Annotated in this window: 19 protein-coding genes; 14 read left to right on the top strand and 5 right to left on the bottom strand. The window is 64.1% G+C overall.

Annotated features, from left to right (window positions below; all coding sequences use genetic code 11):
- Positions 1 to 82: 82 nt before the first annotated feature.
- From GEU84_RS19390 to GEU84_RS19370, 5 genes are all read left to right on the top strand, one after another.
- A complete protein-coding gene (locus tag GEU84_RS19390) occupies positions 83 to 715 on the top strand; it encodes an ATP-dependent Clp protease proteolytic subunit (RefSeq protein ID WP_152828655.1) in 633 nt (210 codons plus the stop codon).
- A 115-nt stretch (positions 716 to 830) separates the two neighbouring features.
- The gene (gene clpX / locus GEU84_RS19385; RefSeq protein WP_152828656.1) at positions 831 to 2,123 is read left to right on the top strand and encodes an ATP-dependent Clp protease ATP-binding subunit ClpX; all 1,293 of its coding nucleotides are present in this window, start codon (positions 831 to 833) and stop codon (positions 2,121 to 2,123) included.
- A gap of 126 nt (positions 2,124 to 2,249) precedes the next feature.
- On the top strand, positions 2,250 to 2,624 hold the full coding sequence (locus GEU84_RS19380; protein WP_152828657.1) for an NADH:ubiquinone oxidoreductase subunit NDUFA12: 375 nt from the start codon (positions 2,250 to 2,252) through the stop codon (positions 2,622 to 2,624).
- Positions 2,624 to 3,094 (top strand): outer membrane lipid asymmetry maintenance protein MlaD, encoded by a 471-nt coding sequence (mlaD, locus tag GEU84_RS19375; RefSeq protein ID WP_152828672.1) that lies wholly within the window; start codon positions 2,624 to 2,626, stop codon positions 3,092 to 3,094. Before GEU84_RS19380 ends, mlaD begins: the two co-directional genes overlap by 1 nt.
- Positions 3,094 to 3,444 carry a DUF2155 domain-containing protein gene (locus GEU84_RS19370; RefSeq protein WP_152828673.1) on the top strand — a complete coding sequence of 117 codons (351 nt, stop codon included), beginning with the start codon at positions 3,094 to 3,096 and terminating at the stop codon, positions 3,442 to 3,444. The genes mlaD and GEU84_RS19370 overlap by 1 nt, the downstream gene beginning before the upstream one ends.
- Here the strand turns inward: GEU84_RS19370 and aat are convergent.
- The 3 genes from aat to accB all read right to left on the bottom strand — a co-directional run bounded on the left by aat (position 3,408) and on the right by accB (position 5,970).
- A complete protein-coding gene (gene aat, locus GEU84_RS19365; RefSeq protein ID WP_152828658.1) occupies positions 3,408 to 4,052 on the bottom strand; it encodes a leucyl/phenylalanyl-tRNA--protein transferase in 645 nt (214 codons plus the stop codon). The genes GEU84_RS19370 and aat overlap by 37 nt on opposite strands.
- Positions 4,053 to 4,131: 79 nt before the next feature.
- Positions 4,132 to 5,478, bottom strand: coding sequence for an acetyl-CoA carboxylase biotin carboxylase subunit (gene accC, locus GEU84_RS19360; protein WP_152828659.1), 1,347 nt, complete (start codon positions 5,476 to 5,478; stop codon positions 4,132 to 4,134).
- A 6-nt stretch (positions 5,479 to 5,484) separates the two neighbouring features.
- Positions 5,485 to 5,970: an acetyl-CoA carboxylase biotin carboxyl carrier protein gene (gene accB, locus GEU84_RS19355; protein WP_152828660.1), complete on the bottom strand. Its 486-nt coding sequence runs from the start codon at positions 5,968 to 5,970 to the stop codon at positions 5,485 to 5,487.
- A gap of 250 nt (positions 5,971 to 6,220) precedes the next feature.
- On the opposite strand from accB, the gene GEU84_RS19350 reads away from it, so the two are divergent.
- From GEU84_RS19350 to GEU84_RS19335, 4 genes are all read left to right on the top strand, one after another.
- The gene (locus GEU84_RS19350; protein WP_174540007.1) at positions 6,221 to 7,570 is read left to right on the top strand and encodes an NAD(P)-dependent oxidoreductase; all 1,350 of its coding nucleotides are present in this window, start codon (positions 6,221 to 6,223) and stop codon (positions 7,568 to 7,570) included.
- A 39-nt stretch (positions 7,571 to 7,609) separates the two neighbouring features.
- Entirely contained in the window at positions 7,610 to 8,197 is a 588-nt protein-coding gene (locus GEU84_RS19345; RefSeq protein WP_338144843.1) for a DedA family protein, read from the top strand.
- An 81-nt stretch (positions 8,198 to 8,278) separates the two neighbouring features.
- The gene (gene preA, locus GEU84_RS19340; protein WP_152828661.1) at positions 8,279 to 9,577 is read left to right on the top strand and encodes an NAD-dependent dihydropyrimidine dehydrogenase subunit PreA; all 1,299 of its coding nucleotides are present in this window, start codon (positions 8,279 to 8,281) and stop codon (positions 9,575 to 9,577) included.
- Between the two features lie 78 nt (positions 9,578 to 9,655).
- Entirely contained in the window at positions 9,656 to 10,663 is a 1,008-nt protein-coding gene (locus GEU84_RS19335; RefSeq protein ID WP_152828662.1) for an LLM class flavin-dependent oxidoreductase, read from the top strand.
- Here GEU84_RS19335 and GEU84_RS19330 read toward each other — a convergent pair.
- On the bottom strand, positions 10,660 to 11,277 hold the full coding sequence (locus GEU84_RS19330) for a TetR family transcriptional regulator C-terminal domain-containing protein (RefSeq protein WP_152828663.1): 618 nt from the start codon (positions 11,275 to 11,277) through the stop codon (positions 10,660 to 10,662). The two genes, GEU84_RS19335 and GEU84_RS19330, sit on opposite strands and share 4 nt — an antisense overlap.
- Before the next feature lie 210 nt (positions 11,278 to 11,487).
- On the opposite strand from GEU84_RS19330, the gene aptA reads away from it, so the two are divergent.
- On the top strand, positions 11,488 to 12,816 hold the full coding sequence (gene aptA, locus GEU84_RS19325; RefSeq protein WP_152828664.1) for an omega-aminotransferase AptA: 1,329 nt from the start codon (positions 11,488 to 11,490) through the stop codon (positions 12,814 to 12,816).
- 31 nt (positions 12,817 to 12,847) lie between these two features.
- Positions 12,848 to 13,138 carry a cupin domain-containing protein gene (locus GEU84_RS19320; protein WP_152828665.1) on the top strand — a complete coding sequence of 97 codons (291 nt, stop codon included), beginning with the start codon at positions 12,848 to 12,850 and terminating at the stop codon, positions 13,136 to 13,138.
- 135 nt (positions 13,139 to 13,273) lie between these two features.
- Here the strand turns inward: GEU84_RS19320 and GEU84_RS19315 are convergent, their stop codons facing one another.
- Positions 13,274 to 13,639 (bottom strand): bactofilin family protein, encoded by a 366-nt coding sequence (locus tag GEU84_RS19315; RefSeq protein ID WP_152828666.1) that lies wholly within the window; start codon positions 13,637 to 13,639, stop codon positions 13,274 to 13,276.
- 191 nt (positions 13,640 to 13,830) lie between these two features.
- Between GEU84_RS19315 and GEU84_RS19310 the strand changes: the two genes are divergently transcribed.
- The 3 genes from GEU84_RS19310 to GEU84_RS20980 form a co-directional block, all read left to right on the top strand.
- Complete coding sequence (locus tag GEU84_RS19310) at positions 13,831 to 14,808, top strand: agmatinase (protein WP_152828667.1); 978 nt, start codon at positions 13,831 to 13,833, stop codon at positions 14,806 to 14,808.
- Between the two features lie 62 nt (positions 14,809 to 14,870).
- The gene (locus tag GEU84_RS19305; protein WP_241427780.1) at positions 14,871 to 16,550 is read left to right on the top strand and encodes an amidohydrolase; all 1,680 of its coding nucleotides are present in this window, start codon (positions 14,871 to 14,873) and stop codon (positions 16,548 to 16,550) included.
- Positions 16,551 to 16,662: 112 nt separating this feature from the next.
- The coding region (locus tag GEU84_RS20980) for a hypothetical protein (RefSeq protein WP_217438612.1) at positions 16,663 to 16,877 on the top strand (215 nt) is incomplete at its 3' end.

The raw sequence follows: 16,877 nt of genomic DNA, 5'->3' as shown, positions 1-16,877 counted from the left end.
TGCCCTTGCAGCCCCCGGTGCGCGCAACTAAGACTCGGGTAATCCCCAAGCGGTATTTCTTCCAAGACAGAGGCAGGCGCAGATGAAAGACCCGATTGATCACTACATGAACACCCTCGTGCCGATGGTGGTCGAACAGACCAGCCGTGGCGAACGCGCCTATGACATCTTCAGCCGCATGCTGAAGGAGCGGATCATCTTCCTGTCCGGCCCCGTGCATGACGGCATGTCCAGCCTGATCTGCGCGCAGTTGCTGTTCCTTGAGGCGGAGAACCCGTCAAAGGAAATCTCGATGTATATCAACAGCCCGGGCGGCGTGGTGACATCGGGCCTGTCGATCTATGACACGATGCAATACATCAAGCCGAAGGTCAGCACGCTGGTCATCGGGCAGGCGGCCTCGATGGGCAGCCTTCTGCTGACGGCGGGGCACAAGGGCATGCGGTTCAGCCTGCCCAACAGCCGCGTCATGGTCCACCAGCCGTCTGGCGGGTATCAGGGTCAGGCCACCGACATCATGATCCACGCGCGCGAGACGGAAAAGCTGAAGCGCCGGTTGAACGAGATTTATGTCAAACACACCGGAAATGCCTATGAAACGGTCGAGGCGGCGCTGGAGCGTGACAACTTCATGTCCGCCGAAGATGCCAAGGCCTGGGGCCTGATCGACGAGATCGTGGCCGACCGGGGCAAGATGGACGACACGTCGAAGTGAAACATGCGCCCCCCGGCGGCAGACCGCCGGGGGGCGATTTGACATTGTGAAGGCGCGGGCCTTGGCCTAGACTTTCATGCGAATGCCATAAACGGCAAACGGGCAGAGGACGACGATGGCGAACAATTCTGGCAGCGACAGCAAGAACACCCTCTATTGCTCGTTCTGCGGCAAGAGCCAGCATGAGGTGCGCAAGCTGATTGCGGGGCCGACCGTGTTCATCTGCGACGAATGCGTCGAGCTGTGCATGGACATCATCCGCGAGGAAACCAAGACCACCGGGCTGAAAAGCAGCGACGGCGTGCCGACGCCGCGCGAGATCTGCAAGGTGCTGGATGATTATGTCATCGGGCAGATTCATGCCAAGCGCGTGCTGTCGGTGGCGGTTCACAACCATTACAAGCGGCTGAACCATTCGTCGAAAACCGATATCGAACTGTCGAAGTCGAACATCCTGCTGATCGGCCCGACCGGTTGTGGCAAGACGCTGCTGGCGCAGACGCTGGCGCGGATTCTGGACGTGCCCTTCACCATGGCCGATGCAACCACGCTGACCGAGGCCGGTTACGTGGGCGAGGATGTGGAAAACATCATCCTGAAACTGCTGCAAGCTTCGGAATACAATGTGGAACGGGCGCAGCGCGGCATCGTCTATATCGACGAGGTCGACAAGATCACCCGCAAGTCGGACAACCCGTCGATCACCCGCGATGTGTCGGGCGAGGGCGTGCAGCAGGCGCTTCTGAAGATCATGGAGGGCACCGTGGCCTCGGTGCCGCCGCAGGGCGGGCGCAAGCATCCGCAGCAGGAATTCCTGCAGGTGGACACGACGAACATCCTGTTCATCTGTGGCGGGGCCTTTGCGGGGCTGGAAAAGATCATCGCGCAGCGTGGCAAGGGATCGGGCATCGGGTTTGGTGCCGAGGTGAAAGACCCGGATTCGCGCGGCGTGGGTGAGCTGTTCAGTGAACTGGAGCCCGAGGATCTGCTGAAATTCGGGCTGATCCCCGAATTTGTCGGCCGTTTGCCGGTGCTGGCCACGCTGACCGATCTGGATGAGGCGGCACTTGTCACGATCCTGACCGAGCCGAAGAATGCGCTGGTGAAACAGTATCAGCGCCTGTTCGACATCGAGGGCGTCAAGCTGACCTTCACGGCGGATGCGCTGGTGGCCATCGCCAAACGCGCCATCAAGCGCAAGACCGGCGCGCGCGGCCTTCGGTCGATCATGGAAGACATCCTGTTGGACACGATGTTCGAACTGCCGGGGCTTTCAGGCGTCGAAGAGGTGGTGGTGAACGAAGAGGCCGTGAACAACGGTGCCACCAACAGCAACATGGCTGCCAATGCCGCAAAACCGCTGCTGATCTATACCGAGAAGAAAAAGGAATCGGCGACGGCGGGCTAAGGCCCCTGCGGCGATGGTGAAAGACAGGCGGGCTTCGGCCCGCCTTTTGCTTTGCCGCCGCTTCGCGCTGGACCTTGCTTCGCGGTTGCGGCATACCAAAGCCAACACCCTTTCGGAGGTTTCCGCATGAATTTCCTGCTGCGCCTGCTTACCTGGTGGAACAGCCAGACGGTTGGCACCCAGATCTATACCTGGCGCAAGGGCCAGAAGGTTGGCGAAGATGCGCAGGGCAATCTGTTTTACCAGACCGCCGACGGCAAGCGCCGCTGGGTGATTTTCAACGGCGAGGCCGAGGCCAGCCGGGTGGAACCTGACTGGCACGGCTGGCTGCACCACACCTGGGATCAGCCGCCGAACAAGGTGCCGCTGGTGCACAAGGCCTGGGAAAAGCCGCATCAGGAAAACCTGTCGGGCACGGCGGCGGCCTATGCGCCGCCCGGGTCGATCCGCCGCTCGGAACCGGCCGCACGTCAGGATTACGAGGCATGGCAGCCCGAATAATGGCGGAAAATACCTCAGAAGTGATCGCAGGGGCGGCCGTTCTGGCGGCGGCCATCGGCTTTCTGGTCTATGCGGGTCAGACGGCGGGCTTTTCCGGCGGCGGGGGCAGCTACCCGCTGACCGCCAGTTTCCGCTCGGTCGAGGGGATTTCGGTCGGCACCGATGTGCGGCTGGCGGGGGTAAGGGTGGGCAGCGTGACATCGCTGACGCTGAACCCCGAAACCTTCTTTGCCGATGCCACGATTTCGGTGCTTGAGGGGATAGCCCTGCCCGACGATTCGGCGCTGCTGATCTCGTCCGAAGGGCTGCTGGGCGGGAATTTCGTGGAACTGGTGCCGGGCGGGTCGCTGGACAATCTGGCCCCGGGCGCCGAGATCGAGGATACCCAGGGCTCGGTCAGCCTGATCTCGCTGCTGATGAAATTCGTAGGCGGCGGGGGTGATGATGCCGAGACGGGGAGCGGCGGATGATGCGCGCGCTGGCCCTGCTGGTGATGCTGGCACCGCCTGCGCTGGCGCAGGATGTGACCAGTGCGCCGGGCGGTATCCTGCGTTGGCTTGACAAGGTGTCGGGCGAGACGGCGGATATCGAACTCGCGCGCGGGCAGGCCGCGACCAGCGGATTTCTGACGATGCAACTGGATGAATGCCGCTATCCCAGCGCCGATCCGGCGGCGGATGCCTATGCGCATCTGACGATCCGTGACAGCCGGGCGGCCGAACCTGTGTTTTCCGGCTGGATGATCGCCTCAAGCCCAGCGCTGTCGGCGCTGGACCATGCACGTTACGATGTGTGGGTGCTGCGCTGCGCCACGGAATAGGCGTCGGGCTGGTAGTTTGATGGCGCAAAACTGGCAGCGCCCTGCAAAGCGTGCCCCAGCTTTGCATGATAATCCGCCCGGGTGATTTCCACCGCGCCAAGGCTGGCCAGATGCGGCGTCAGGAATTGTGTGTCGAACAGGGTAAACCCGCCGGCGCGCAGCCGGTGAACCAGCCAGGCCAGCGCGATCTTTGACGCATTGCTGCGGCGCGAGAACATGCTTTCGCCGAAAAACGCAGCCCCCAGCGTCACGCCGTAAACGCCGCCGATCAGGGCAGGCCCATCCCAGACTTCAAGCGCATGGGCGTGGCCGCGTTGGTGCAGCGCGTCATAAAGGGCGAACAGGGGGGCGTTGATCCAGGTCTCGGGCCGGTCGGCGCAGGCGGCGACGACTGCGGAAAATGCCGTGTCTGTTCGAATTTGATAATCCTTGCGCAAGATAGCCGCAGAAAGACTGCTTGAAATGTGGAAGCTGTGCAAAGGAAAGACACCACGCCTGCGCGGGTCAACCCAATGCACATCGGGCGCATCTCGGCTTTCGGCCATGGGAAAGACGCCCAGGGCATAGGCGCGCAGCAGCAGGTCGGGGGTCAAGGGGGCGTCTGCCATCAAAATTCTTCGAAGAATTTTGCAAATTCCCTTGCAGGAATTTCATGTGCGCGCGACCCGGGGCCGCGCGCCTCAAGGGTCAGCCGAACTGTGCGGCCAGCCATTTTTCCAGCCAGTGAATGTTGTATTCGCCATGCTGGATGTCGGGTTCGGCCAGCAGGGCATGGAACAGCGGCACCGTGGTATCCACCCCGTCCACGATCAATTCGCCCAAGGCCCGGCGCAGGCGTGCCAGCGCCTCGGGCCGGTCGCGGCCATGCACGATGAGCTTGCCGATGAGTGAATCGTAATAGGGCGGGATCGAGTAGCCGGAATACAGCGCCGAATCCATCCGCACACCCAGACCGCCGGGCGCGTGGAACATCCGCACCTTGCCGGGGCAGGGGCTGAAATTCGGCAGCTTTTCCGCGTTGATCCGCACTTCGATGGCGTGGCCGTTGATCTCCAGCTCGTCCTGGGTGAAGGACAGGCCCATGCCCGCCGCCACACGGATCTGTTCGCGCACCAGATCGACGCCAAAGATGGTTTCCGTCACCGGATGCTCTACCTGCAACCGGGTGTTCATCTCGATGAAGAAGAACTCGCCGTTTTCATACAGGAACTCGATGGTGCCCGCGCCGATATAGTTGATCTTGGCCACGGCATCGGCGCAGATCTTGCCGATTTTCGCGCGCAGGGCGGGGGTGATGACGGGGCCCGGTGCCTCTTCGAATACTTTCTGGTGGCGGCGTTGCAGGCTGCAATCACGCTCGCCAAGATGCACGGCATTGCCCTTGCCGTCGCCAAACACCTGAATCTCGATATGGCGCGGGGTTTGCAGGTATTTCTCGATATAGACTTCGTCATTGCCAAAGGCGGCTTTGGATTCCGACCGTGCGGTGCGGAAGGCGATCTCCAGCTCTTCGGGGTTGCGGGCCACTTTCATGCCGCGCCCGCCGCCGCCTGCCGTGGCCTTGATGATCACCGGAAAGCCGATGGCCGCCGCCACGCCGATGGCGGATTCGTAATCGGCCACGCCGCCGTCAGACCCCGGCACCACGGGAATCCCCAGCGCCTTGGCGGTTTCCTTTGCGGTGATCTTGTCGCCCATGATGCGGATATGTTCCGCGGTAGGGCCGATGAAGGTGATGTCGTGATCCTGCAACGCCTGCGCAAAAGCGGCGTTTTCGGACAGGAAGCCATAGCCCGGATGCACAGCCTCGGCCCCGGTGATTTCACAGGCAGAAATGATCGCGGCCTTGCTGAGGTAGCTTTCGGTCGAGGATGCCGGGCCGATGCAGACGGATTCGTCGGCCATCCGCACATGCATCGCGTCGGAATCAGCGGTGGAATGCACCGCGACCGAGGTGATGCCCATTTCCTGGCAGGCGCGGATCACGCGCAGGGCAATCTCGCCCCGGTTGGCGATAAGGATTTTGGTGAACATCGCGGATCACTCCACGATCATCAGGGGGGCGCCGTATTCGACCGGATTGCCATCGGCCACCAGAATGCGTTTGACCACGCCGGCGCGCGGCGCGGGAATGTGGTTCATCGTCTTCATCGCCTCGATGATCATCAGCGTCTGGCCTTCCGACACCGTGGCCCCCACGGTGACAAAGGCCGCAGCGCCGGGTTCGGCGGAAAGATAGGCCGTGCCGACCATGGGCGAGGTCACTGCACCGGGGTGCTGCGCGGGGTCTTCCATCGCCACAGGTGCGGCGGCGGCATGCGCGGCAGCCGGGGCGGCGACCGTGACCGGGGCAGAGGCTGCGACCGAGGTGGTCACGATGTTGGCCTGCTTGACCACGCGCACCTCAAGGCTGTCATCCTCGCCGTATTCACGTTTGACGGAAAGTTCGGTCAGCGCATTTGTGTTCAACAGCTCCGCAAGGGCCTGGATGAAAGCGACATCGGATTCGGTGGAATGTTTGCTCATACGGTCCTCGATTGGCGTCTTGGCCTGATTTGTGGCTGTCGGGCACGCCTCAGGGCGCGCGGGCTGCGCCAGCCTTATACGCCAGCCCGCTTTGGGTGAAAAGCGTCAGTTGCATGGCCCGGCAGCCGGATGCTGTTGCCGGTTTTTCGGGCAGGAGCGGTGCGCCGCGGTGGATTTTGGCAGAAAAGCAAAATTTACCGTTTGATAAAAAATCAGACCCGTGGCAGCTTTTTATCAAAGAAATAAGCCAATGGGGGGTTCCGCCTTGTCCAACAGCCAGCTGACGCCCGGTGTCGTGCCGCACCGTCTGCCCGCCGCCGCCTATCATGACAATTTCACCGATGTCGCGGCCCCGCTGGACCGGCACGAGGCGCATGTGGCCGCTGACCGTTGCTATTTCTGTCATGACGCGCCCTGCATCACCGCCTGCCCCACAAGCATCGACATCCCGCTGTTCATCCGCCAGATCGCCACGGGCACGCCGGATGCGGCGGCGAAAACCATCCTGTCACAGAACATCCTTGGCGGCATGTGCGCCCGCGTCTGCCCGACCGAGCAATTGTGCGAAGAGGCCTGCGTGCGTGAGGCCGCCGAGGGCAAGCCGGTGGAAATCGGGCGGCTGCAACGCTTTGCCACCGATGTGGTGATGGCCAAGGGGCTGCATCCCTTTGTGCGGGCCGATGGCACGGGCAAGCATGTGGCGGTGGTGGGGGCCGGGCCTGCGGGGCTTTCGGCGGCGCACCGGCTGGCCATGCTGGGGCATGAGGTGACGATCTATGACGCGCGCCCGAAACCCGGCGGGCTGAACGAATTCGGCATCGCCACCTACAAGGCCCCCGATGATTTTGCCCAGCGCGAGGTGGACTGGCTGCTGAAAATCGGCGGTATCGCCATAAGGAACGGCATGGCCCTTGGCCGCGACATGACGCTGGATGACCTGCGCGCCACGCATGACGCGGTGTTTCTGGCCATCGGTCTGGCCGGGGTGAACGCCCTGCGCGCGGTGGGCGAGGATATGGGCCATGTGCGCGACGCGGTGGATTTCATCGCGGAACTGCGGCAGGCGGGGGACAAATCGGCGCTGCCGGTGGGCCGTGACGTGGTGGTGATCGGTGGCGGCATGACGGCGGTGGATGCCGCCGTTCAGTCAAAACTGTTGGGCGCGGAAAACGTGACCATCGTCTACCGCCGCAGCCAGGACCGGATGAGCGCCAGCGGCCATGAGCAGGAACACGCCACCTCTGTCGGTGTGCGCATCATCTGCCACGCGGCCCCGCTGGCAGTGCATGGCAACGGCACGGTGCGCGAGGTGGAGTTTGCCTATACCGAAGAGACGCCGCAGGGGCTGGTGCAGACCGGCGAAACCTTTCGCCTGAAGGCGGATCAGGTGTTCAAGGCCATCGGCCAGACCCTTGCGGGCGCACCCGATGGGCTGGCGCTGACCGGCGGCAAGATCGCCGTCGATGCGACGGGGCGCACCAGCCTGCCCGGCGTCTGGGCCGGGGGCGACTGCGCGGCGGGCGGGGCAGACCTGACGGTGACGGCGGTGGCCGAAGGCCGCGATGCCGCGATGGACATGCACGAAAGCCTGCAGGGATGACCCGGGGTTGCGCATCCATTGCCAAAGCACTAGGTCGGCGTGGCCCCGGACCATGGGGCGGGGCAGACAGGGGCGGCGATGTTCGCATTCATCGACACAGTGATCGAGGCGACGCTGGCCTTTGTGCGCGACAACCGCGATTGGGCGTTCTGGATCGCGCTGGTCTTCGCCATGGGCGAGACGACCGCCTTCCTGTCAATCATAATCCCGTCCACCGCCGTTCTGCTGGGGGTGGGGGCGCTGGTGGCGACGGGCGAGTTGTCCTTGTTGCCGATCTGGGCCGGGGCGTCGGTGGGGGCGGTGATCGGGTCGCTGTTTTCCTACTGGATCGGCTGGCGCTATGGCGACGCGATCTTGCGGTTGTGGCCGCTGCGCGATCACCCCGACCTTGTGGCGCGCGGCAATGCGGCGTTCCAGAAATGGGGCGTGGTGGCCGTGCTGATCGGGCATTTCTTTGGCCCGCTGCGCGCGGTGGTGTTCGTGATGGCCGGCATATCGCGCATCTCGCCACTGCTCTTTGTGCCGGTGAACATCGTCGGTTGCCTGGCCTGGGCCTATGTCACGCCGAAATTCGGCGAGGTCGCCGGTCAGGTGTTCGGCTGGCTGTGGCGGCTGATCACCGGCTGACCATTCCCCTTCTTTCCCCGTCCATCCCCCGCGCCAGCGGCAGCCTTGTGCTGCCAGCCCGCCCGTTGCAGGAGGAATATCATGGCTGACCTGACCACAACATTCATCGGCATCACATCCCCCAATCCGTTCTGGCTGGCCTCGGCCCCGCCCACCGACAAGGAATACAACGTGCGCCGCGCGTTCGAGGCCGGATGGGGCGGGGTGGTGTGGAAAACGCTTGGCTCCGAAGGGCCGCCGGTGGTGAACGTCAACGGCCCCCGCTATGGCGCGATCTGGGGGGCGGACCGGCGGCTGCTGGGGCTGAACAACATCGAACTGATCACCGACCGCCCGCTGGAGGTGAACCTGCGCGAGATCAAGGCGGTAAAGCGCGACTGGAAGGACCGCGCGCTGATCATCAGCCTGATGGTGCCCTGCGACGAGGATTCGTGGAAAGACATCCTCGCGCGCATCGAGGATACAGAGGCCGACGGGGTGGAATTGAACTTTGGCTGCCCGCACGGCATGGCCGAACGCGGCATGGGCAGCGCCGTGGGGCAGGTGCCGGAATATATCGAGATGGTCACGCGCTGGGTGAAGAAACACAGCCGGATGCCCTGCATCGTGAAGCTGACCCCCAACATCAGCGACATCCGCAAGCCCGCCGAGGCGGCAAAGCGGGGCGGGGCCGATGCGGTGAGCCTGATCAACACGATCAATTCCATCACCTCGGTCAACCTTGATGACTTCAGCCCCGAGCCGATGATCGACGGCAAGGGCACGCATGGCGGCTATTGCGGCCCGGCGGTGAAGCCGATTGCGCTGAACATGGTGGCCGAGATTGCCCGCAGCCCTGAAACCTACGGCCTGCCGATCTCGGGTATCGGCGGTGTGACCACATGGCGCGACGCCGCCGAATTCATGACGCTGGGCGCGGGCAATGTGCAGGTCTGCACCGCCGCCATGACCTATGGGTTCAAGATCGTGCAGGAGATGATATCCGGCCTAAGCGATTACATGGACCGAAAAGGCATGACCAGCACCGTCGAACTGGTGGGCCGCGCTGTGCCGAATGTGACCGACTGGCAGTTCCTGAACCTGAACTATGTCACCAAGGCCCGCATCGACCCCGACGCCTGCATCAAATGCGGGCGCTGCTTTGCGGCCTGCGAGGATACCAGCCATCAGGCCATCGCCATGAAGCCGGGCCGGGTCTTCGAGGTGATGGATGACGAATGCGTGGCCTGCAACCTGTGCGTCAATGTCTGCCCGGTGGAAAACTGCATCACCATGGTGGAATTGCCAAAGGGTGCGGTTGACCCGCGCACCGGGGCCAAGGTGACGGATTATGCGAACTGGACGCAGCATCCGAACAATCCATCCGTGGCCGCAGAATAGCGGGCAGCAGGTTTTCCCACCCGCCCCCTTGGCCTGCCCGTGTGGCGGGGCCATATCGGGGGACAAGGAGATACCGCGATGCAGCACTATTCCGTTCTCGACCTGTCACCGATCCCCGAAGGGTCGACCGCCGCCGATGCGCTGGCCAACACGCTGGATCTGGCGCGGCATGCCGAAGGGCTGGGCTATCACCGCTTCTGGCTGGCCGAGCACCACAACATGCTGGGCATCGCCTCGGCGGCGACCAGCATCGTCATCGGCCATGTGGCGGCGGGCACCCGCAGCATCCGCGTGGGGGCAGGGGGCATCATGCTGCCCAACCACGCGCCCTTGGTGATTGCGGAACAGTTCGGCACACTGGCCACGCTGTTTCCGGGCCGTATTGACCTTGGCCTTGGCCGCGCGCCCGGCACCGATCAGGGCACGGCCCGCGCGCTGCGCCGGCATATGGAGGCGAATGACAGCTTTCCGCAGGATGTGGTGGAACTGATGGAGTATTTCGGCGACATGCCCGAGAATGCACCGATCCGCGCCATTCCCGGCGCGGGCACCCATGTGCCGGTGTGGATATTGGGTTCCAGCCTATATGGCGCGCAACTGGCGGCCTATCTGGGGCTGCCCTATGCCTTTGCCTCGCATTTCGCGCCAGCGATGCTGTCTGATGCGGCGGCGACCTACCGGCAGACGTTTCGGCCTTCGGCCTATCTGGCGCGGCCCTATTTCATGATGGCGGCGGGGGTGTTTGCCGCTGAAACGGATGCCGAGGCGCGGTATCTGAAAACCTCGCAGCAGCAGGCCTTTGCCCGGCTGCGGCTGGGCACGCCGGGCAAGCTGCCCCGCCCGGTTGATGACATAACAGCAGTGGTGCCCGCGCCTTATCTGGCGGCGGCGGAACAGGCGCTGTCCTGTTCGGCCACGGGGTCGCGGGCGACGGTAGAGCGGGAGTTGCGTGCATTGATTGCCGAGTATCAGCCCGATGAACTGCTGGTGACGGCAATGATCCATGACCCGGTGGCGCGCAAGAATTCCTTCCGAATTGCTGCCGAAGTGCTGGCGGGCATCGTGGCGGAACGGCAAGCCGCCTAGGCCGGGGCCAGCAGTTTGGTGAACAGCACCTCCAGATAGCGCGCTGCCTCGGGGTAGGGATCGGGTTCGCCCGGCCCCAGCACGGCATGCACCTGCACGTCGAAATCCGCGTAATGCTGGGTCAGCGCCCAGATCGAAAAGATCAGATGCACCGGATGGACGCGGGCGATGCGGCCCTCGTCCATCCAGCGGCGCAGGATGATGGTCTTTTCATCGACCAGCGATTTCAGATCGCCGGTGATCGCCTCCATCATCCGGGGTGCGCCTTGCAGGATCTCATTGGCAAACAGCCGGCTTTCGCGCGGATAGTCGCGCGCCAGATCCAGTTTGCGGCGCACATAGCCCATGATTTCCGTCACCGGGTCGCCGTCGGGTTTCATGGCGCGCAACGGGTCCAGCCAGGTGGCCAAGAGTTCGGTCAGCAATGTCTGGTGGATCGCCTCTTTCGAGGGGAAGTAATACAGCAGGTTGGGTTTCGACAGGCCCGCCACATCGGCGATCTGATCCAGCGTGGCACCGCGAAAGCCGTGCTGCGAAAACACCTCCAGCGCGGCCTCAAGGATGGTTTCCGAATTTTTCTGCTGAATTCGCGTGCGTGGGCGCGCTTTTGTCATGCCATGGCCCCGCCGATGTCGCAGGGCCACCGGCGCGTGGCGCAGATTGTCGTGACGGCAGGCGGGAAAGCGGTCATGCTGCGGGCACCTCATCATCGCGGATCGTGGCCCCTTGACGGTGCCTGACCCGATGCTAGCGTGATATTGACCAAGTGGTCAAACCCTAAGCCAGCGGTGCCGCAGCATGGCCCGCCCGAACCGGAGCCCGCCATGGCGCTTGACCGCAAGCCAACCCCGAACGACCTGAACGCCTTCTGGATGCCCTTCACCGCGAACCGGCAGTTCAAAAGCAACCCGCGCATGCTGGTCGGTGCGAAGGACATGCATTACACCACCGCCGAGGGACGGCAGGTGCTGGATGGCACGGCGGGGCTGTGGTGCTGCAACGCGGGCCATTGCCGCCCCAAGATCACCGAGGCGATTGCCCGCCAGGCGGCAGAGCTGGACTATGCCCCGGCGTTCCAGATGGGCCACCCTATTGCGTTTGAATTGGCGAACCGCATCATCGACATGGCGCCCAAGGGCATCGAGCATGTGTTCTACACCAATTCCGGGTCTGAATCGGTGGAAACGGCGCTGAAGCTGGCTATCGCCTATCACCGCGCGCGGGGTGAAGGCGCGCGCACCCGGCTGATCGGGCGGGAACGCGGCTATCACGGCGTGAACTTTGGCGGCATTTCGGTGGGCGGCATCGTGAATAACCGCAAGATGTTTGGCACGTTGCTGGGTGGGGTGGATCATCTGCCGCACACGCATTTGCCGGGGCAGAACGCCTTTGCCAAGGGGCAGCCAGAGCATGGGGCCAATCTGGCCGATGATCTGGAACGCATCGTGGCGCTGCACGGGGCTGAAACCATCGCGGCGGTGATTGTGGAGCCTGTGGCCGGATCGACCGGCGTGCTGATCCCGCCCGTGGGCTATCTGGAAAAGCTGCGGGCGATCACGAAAAAACACGGTATCCTGCTGATCTTTGACGAGGTGATTACGGGGTTTGGCCGTCTGGGCTCGGCCTTTGCCGCGCAGCATTTCGATGTTCTGCCCGACATGATGACCACGGCCAAGGGCCTGACCAACGGCGTGATCCCGATGGGCGCGGTGCTGACGACCGCCGCGGTGCATGACGCCTTCATGGACGGACCCGAGGGGATGATCGAGCTGTTCCATGGCTATACCTATTCCGGCAACCCGATAGCCTCGGCCGCGGGGATCGCCACGCTGGAGGTCTACCGCGAGGAGGCACTGTTTGAACGTTGTGCCGCGATTGCGCCCTATTGGGAGGCGGCGGTGCATAGCTTGCGCGATGCGCGCCATGTGATCGACGTGCGCAACATGGGCCTGATCGCGGGGATCGAGTTGGAGGGCATTCCGGGCCAGCCGACCAAGCGGGCCTTTGCGGCGTTCCTGAAAGCCTATGAAAAGGGCATCCTGATCCGCACCACGGGCGACATCATCGCCATGTCGCCACCGCTGATCATCGAAAAGCCGCAGGTCGATCAGTTGTTGGATACGCTTCGCGATGTGTTGAGCGCGCTGGACTGACGATGCGCATGGCGGTGCGGAAATGCCAGTGATGCGGCAGCAATGCACCGCCACTGTGCTTGTGGATGATGACCGGGTGCGCGTGACGCGGTTTGATTTCACCTCTGGCGCGGAAACCGGATGGCATCGGCACGGGCATGATTATGTGATCACCGCGATCACCGATTGCCCGATGCTGCTGGAGGAGCCGGGCGGCGGCACGCGGCGGGTGCTGGTGCCCGCAGGCAGCGCCTATCGCCGGGCCGAGGGGGTGGAGCACAATGTCATCTGCGACGGCCCGGGGATGAGTTTCGTCGAGGTGGAGTTGAAGCAGCGTGCGTGAGGGGCAATTGCAGGTCTTGCCGGGCGCAGGCCCGCGCGAGGCACTGTTTCCCGCTGCAATGGATGAAACATCGCGGCCAGACAGCACACAGCGGCGGCCACGGGTGTGACCGCCGCTGTGTGCCGGGCTTCGCGATCAGTCCTTGGTGTGTTTGAACCGCCCGTCGATCTGCGCGCCGCTTTCGATGATCAGCGTGCGGTAGGTGACATCGGCCGTCACCTGCGCCGAGCCGCGCAGCGTGAGGCTGGAGCAGGAGATGCGGCCATCCATCCGACCCCGCACCTCGATGATCTCGGCGCTGACGGTGCCGTTCACCCGGCCCTCGTTGCCCACCAGCAGACCGCGCGCTGTCAGCGTGCCGTCAACCGACCCCATCACCTCGATGCTGCCATCGCAGCTGATGTCGCCGGTGACGCGCAGATCGGCGGCAAGGGTGGATTTGCCCGGAGCGGCCCCGCTGCGCGCGGCGGGCGGGGGGGCGGTATCGGCTTTGGTCTGCATGGTCTCTTCCCTTGTGGCGCTGTCCCCGCCGCCAATGTCGGAGGGGGGCGGGTTGGCCCCGCATGCTTCCCCCGATAGAGGCTGAACGGCGCGCGGCGGTCAAGAGGCCCCGGGTGGCTTTTGCGGCAGAGGGTGACAAGTCAGGGGCCGGATGGTCTGATGCAGGCGGGAATCGGCCAAGGGAGACACCTATGGACAAGACGGATGACGGGTTCTTTCGACCGGTGTCGGGGTTCGACTTGCCACGCTATGCCGGTGTTCCCACCTTCATGCGGCTGCCGCTGGTGCCGTTCGATCATCCCCGCTTTGCCGAGGTGCAGGTGGGTCTGATCGGCGCGCCCTGGGACGGCGGCACCACCAACCGCCCCGGCCCGCGCCACGCGCCACGCCAGTTGCGCGACCTTTCGACCATGATCCGCGCGGCGAACGGCGTCACCCGGGTGCGGCCCTTCGATCTAGTGAACTGCGCCGATCTGGGCGATGTCGGGCCGAACCCCGCCGACCTGATGGACAGTCTGGCCCGGATGGAAGCGTTTTATGCGCGGGTGCGCGCGGCGGGCATCGTGCCGTTGACGGCGGGGGGCGACCATCTGTGTTCGCTGCCGATCCTGCGCGCGCTGGCCAAGGACCGCCCCCTGGGGATGATCCATTTCGACAGCCATACAGACCTGTTCCACAGCTACTTCGGTGGCACCATGTATACCCATGGCACGCCTTTCCGGCGCGCGGTGGAGGAAGGGCTGCTGGACCCGAAACGTGTCTGCATGATCGGCATCCGGGGCCCGGCCTATGATTTCGAGGATCGGGATTTTGCCGATGCCGTGGGCATCCGCGTGATCCCTATCGAGGAGTTTCATGACCGTGGCCCGGTGGACGTGATGGCCGAGGCGCGCGCCATTGCCGGGGATGGCGAGACCTATGTGAGTTACGACATCGACTTTATCGACCCGGCCTTTGCCCCGGGCACCGGCACGCCCGAAATCGGCGGGCCGAATGCGTGGCAGGCCTTGCAGGTGGTGCGGCTGCTGCGCGGCGTCAACATCGTGGGGGCGGATATGGTAGAGGTGTCGCCACCCTTTGACCCGACTGGTGGCACGGCCTTTCTGGGCGTGACGGTAATGTTCGAACTGCTGTGCGTGATGGCCGAGCGGCTGGCCGCGCAGGATTAGAGGACGGGGGGGCTTTGCCCCCTCGGCCATCAAGGCCCTACCCCCATGATATTTCAACCAAGATGAAAGCGGATGAGATGCAGGCGGAACTGATCATCACCAATGCGCGCGTGCTGACGATGGATGCGGCGCATCCGAGGGCGGAGGCGGTGGCCTGCGCCGGGGGCCGGATCATCGCCGTGGGCGGGCGCGATTTAGAGGCGCTGGCCGGGCCGCAGACGCGCGTGATCGACGCAGGCGGGCGCACGCTGCTGCCGGGTTTCGTGGAAAGCCACCTGCATCTGGTGCTGGGCGGGGCAGAGCTGGCGCATCTGCAACTGGGCGGTGTGCATGGCGCGGGGCCATTGACGGCGGCGTTCCGCGCCTATGCGGCGGCCAACCCCGACAAGCCTTTGCTGATGGCACAGGGGGCAGACTACACGATACTGGACAAGCCCGTGACCCGGCATGATCTGGACGCGATCATCGCCGACCGGCCCATCGCCATGACCGCGCCCGACCATCACACCGTCTGGGCCAATACGGCGGCGCTGCGTGCGGCGGGGCTGTTGCAAGGGGCGGCGATGCCGCATGGGCATGAGGTGGTGATGGCACCAGACGGCACCGCCAGCGGAGAATTGCGCGAATTCGAGGCCTTTGCCCCGGTGGTGGCCCTGGGCGGCGAAGCACGGCTGAACCTGGGCATCGCCACGGGCGAGGAGCCTTCACCCTGGCCATCGGATGCAGACATGGCCATCGACCGGGCCAAGATCGCGCGCGGGCTGGCACATTGCGCGGCGCATGGCATCACCTCGATGGTGAACATGGATGGCAACCGCTACACGCTGGAACTGTTGGCAGGCATGCGGGATGCGGGCACGCTGACCGCGCGGGTCAAGGTGCCGTTCCATTTCAAGCCGCATATGGATCTGGCGGCGCTGGACCGCGCGGCCCAGATGACCCGTGATTTCAACGATGACTGGCTGACCTGCAATTTCGTGAAGATGTTCATGGATGGGGTGATGGACAGCCGCACCGCCTTCATGTTGCAAGATTATCCCGGTGTGCCGGGGCACCGGGCAGAGCCGCTGTTTTCAGCTCCGCGCTTTGCCGAGATCGCGACAGAGGTGGACCGGCGCGGCATGCAGATGGCGGTGCATGCCATTGGCGACGGGGCGGTGCGCAACACCATCGACGGCTATGAGGCGGCGCGGCTCGCCAATGGCTGGCGCGACAGCCGTCACCGGATTGAACATATCGAGCTGATAGACCGGGCGGACATTGCCCGGCTGGGCACCTTGGGCATCGTGGCCAGCGTGCAGCCGCCACATCCGCCGGGTGCCATGGATTTTCCGCTGGAGCCGACACTGACGCTGATCGGGCAGGGGCGCTGGCGCGATGCCTATCTGTGGCGCACGCTGGCCGAGGCGGGGGCGCCCATTGCCTTTGCTTCTGACTGGCCGGTGACGGATGTGTCGGTGCTGCGCGGCCTGCATGCGGCGCTGGCGCGCGTGCCTTACCCCGGATGCGGCGATGAGCGGCTGGACCTGATGGCCAGCCTGCATGGCTATACGGCTGGCGGGGCCTGGGCCGCGCATCGTGACGGGCTGACCGGGCGGCTGGTGCCAGGGCTTGCGGCGGATCTGGTGCTGCTGGGCGGTGATATCGAGGTTGCAGCGCTGGCCGGCCTGCCCGAACTTGGCATCGCGCTGACGATTTGCGGTGGACGGATCACCCATGCAGGACCGGGATTCGCCCCATAGGGACGGAATCGAGTCGGCGATTCACCCAAGCGCGGGGAATCACGGGTCGATTTCGCACGGTTTCGCTCGATCGGGAGCGAAAACTGCGCGAACCTCCGCCTGTTTGCGCGGCATGGGCTGCGAAAAAACCCAACAAATGTTGGCGCTGACAAAAAAACGTCATGAAGACCGATTTTTCTGCTTGCGGCTTTCGGCGAGCAGGCCTAAACACCGCCTCACCGAAGCGGAAGTGACGGTGGACGGAACGGCGGGGCGGCGCGGAAGTGCTGCGGAAGTCGGGAAGTTTGGAAATCTGGAGATGAGGCGGTTGGTTGCGCTGAGGTATTG

The sequence above is a fragment of the Fertoeibacter niger genome, from assembly GCF_009380135.2.
GTDB classification, from domain to species: domain Bacteria; phylum Pseudomonadota; class Alphaproteobacteria; order Rhodobacterales; family Rhodobacteraceae; genus Fertoeibacter; species Fertoeibacter niger.
Note: the sequence above shows the minus strand (reverse complement) of the source record. Positions and strands in the feature narration are given on the sequence as shown.

Bases quoted from the DNA above. Each gene is read 5' to 3' on its own strand.
- aat (WP_152828658.1), bottom strand. From the start codon at position 4,052: ATGGCAGACGCCCCCTTGACCCCCGACCTGCTGCTGCGCGCCTATGCC.
- GEU84_RS19320 (WP_152828665.1), top strand. From the start codon at position 12,848: ATGCGGCAGCAATGCACCGCCACTGTGCTTGTGGATGATGACCGGGTG.
- GEU84_RS19310 (WP_152828667.1), top strand. From the start codon at position 13,831: ATGGACAAGACGGATGACGGGTTCTTTCGACCGGTGTCGGGGTTCGAC.
- GEU84_RS19380 (WP_152828657.1), top strand. From the start codon at position 2,250: ATGAATTTCCTGCTGCGCCTGCTTACCTGGTGGAACAGCCAGACGGTT.
- GEU84_RS19350 (WP_174540007.1), top strand. From the start codon at position 6,221: ATGGGGGGTTCCGCCTTGTCCAACAGCCAGCTGACGCCCGGTGTCGTG.
- GEU84_RS19390 (WP_152828655.1), top strand. From the start codon at position 83: ATGAAAGACCCGATTGATCACTACATGAACACCCTCGTGCCGATGGTG.
- GEU84_RS19335 (WP_152828662.1), top strand. From the start codon at position 9,656: ATGCAGCACTATTCCGTTCTCGACCTGTCACCGATCCCCGAAGGGTCG.
- accC (WP_152828659.1), bottom strand. From the start codon at position 5,478: ATGTTCACCAAAATCCTTATCGCCAACCGGGGCGAGATTGCCCTGCGC.
- GEU84_RS19330 (WP_152828663.1), bottom strand. From the start codon at position 11,277: ATGACAAAAGCGCGCCCACGCACGCGAATTCAGCAGAAAAATTCGGAA.
- clpX (WP_152828656.1), top strand. From the start codon at position 831: ATGGCGAACAATTCTGGCAGCGACAGCAAGAACACCCTCTATTGCTCG.
- accB (WP_152828660.1), bottom strand. From the start codon at position 5,970: ATGAGCAAACATTCCACCGAATCCGATGTCGCTTTCATCCAGGCCCTT.
- GEU84_RS19370 (WP_152828673.1), top strand. From the start codon at position 3,094: ATGCGCGCGCTGGCCCTGCTGGTGATGCTGGCACCGCCTGCGCTGGCG.
- preA (WP_152828661.1), top strand. From the start codon at position 8,279: ATGGCTGACCTGACCACAACATTCATCGGCATCACATCCCCCAATCCG.
- mlaD (WP_152828672.1), top strand. From the start codon at position 2,624: ATGGCGGAAAATACCTCAGAAGTGATCGCAGGGGCGGCCGTTCTGGCG.
- aptA (WP_152828664.1), top strand. From the start codon at position 11,488: ATGGCGCTTGACCGCAAGCCAACCCCGAACGACCTGAACGCCTTCTGG.
- GEU84_RS19305 (WP_241427780.1), top strand. From the start codon at position 14,871: ATGAAAGCGGATGAGATGCAGGCGGAACTGATCATCACCAATGCGCGC.
- GEU84_RS19315 (WP_152828666.1), bottom strand. From the start codon at position 13,639: ATGCAGACCAAAGCCGATACCGCCCCCCCGCCCGCCGCGCGCAGCGGG.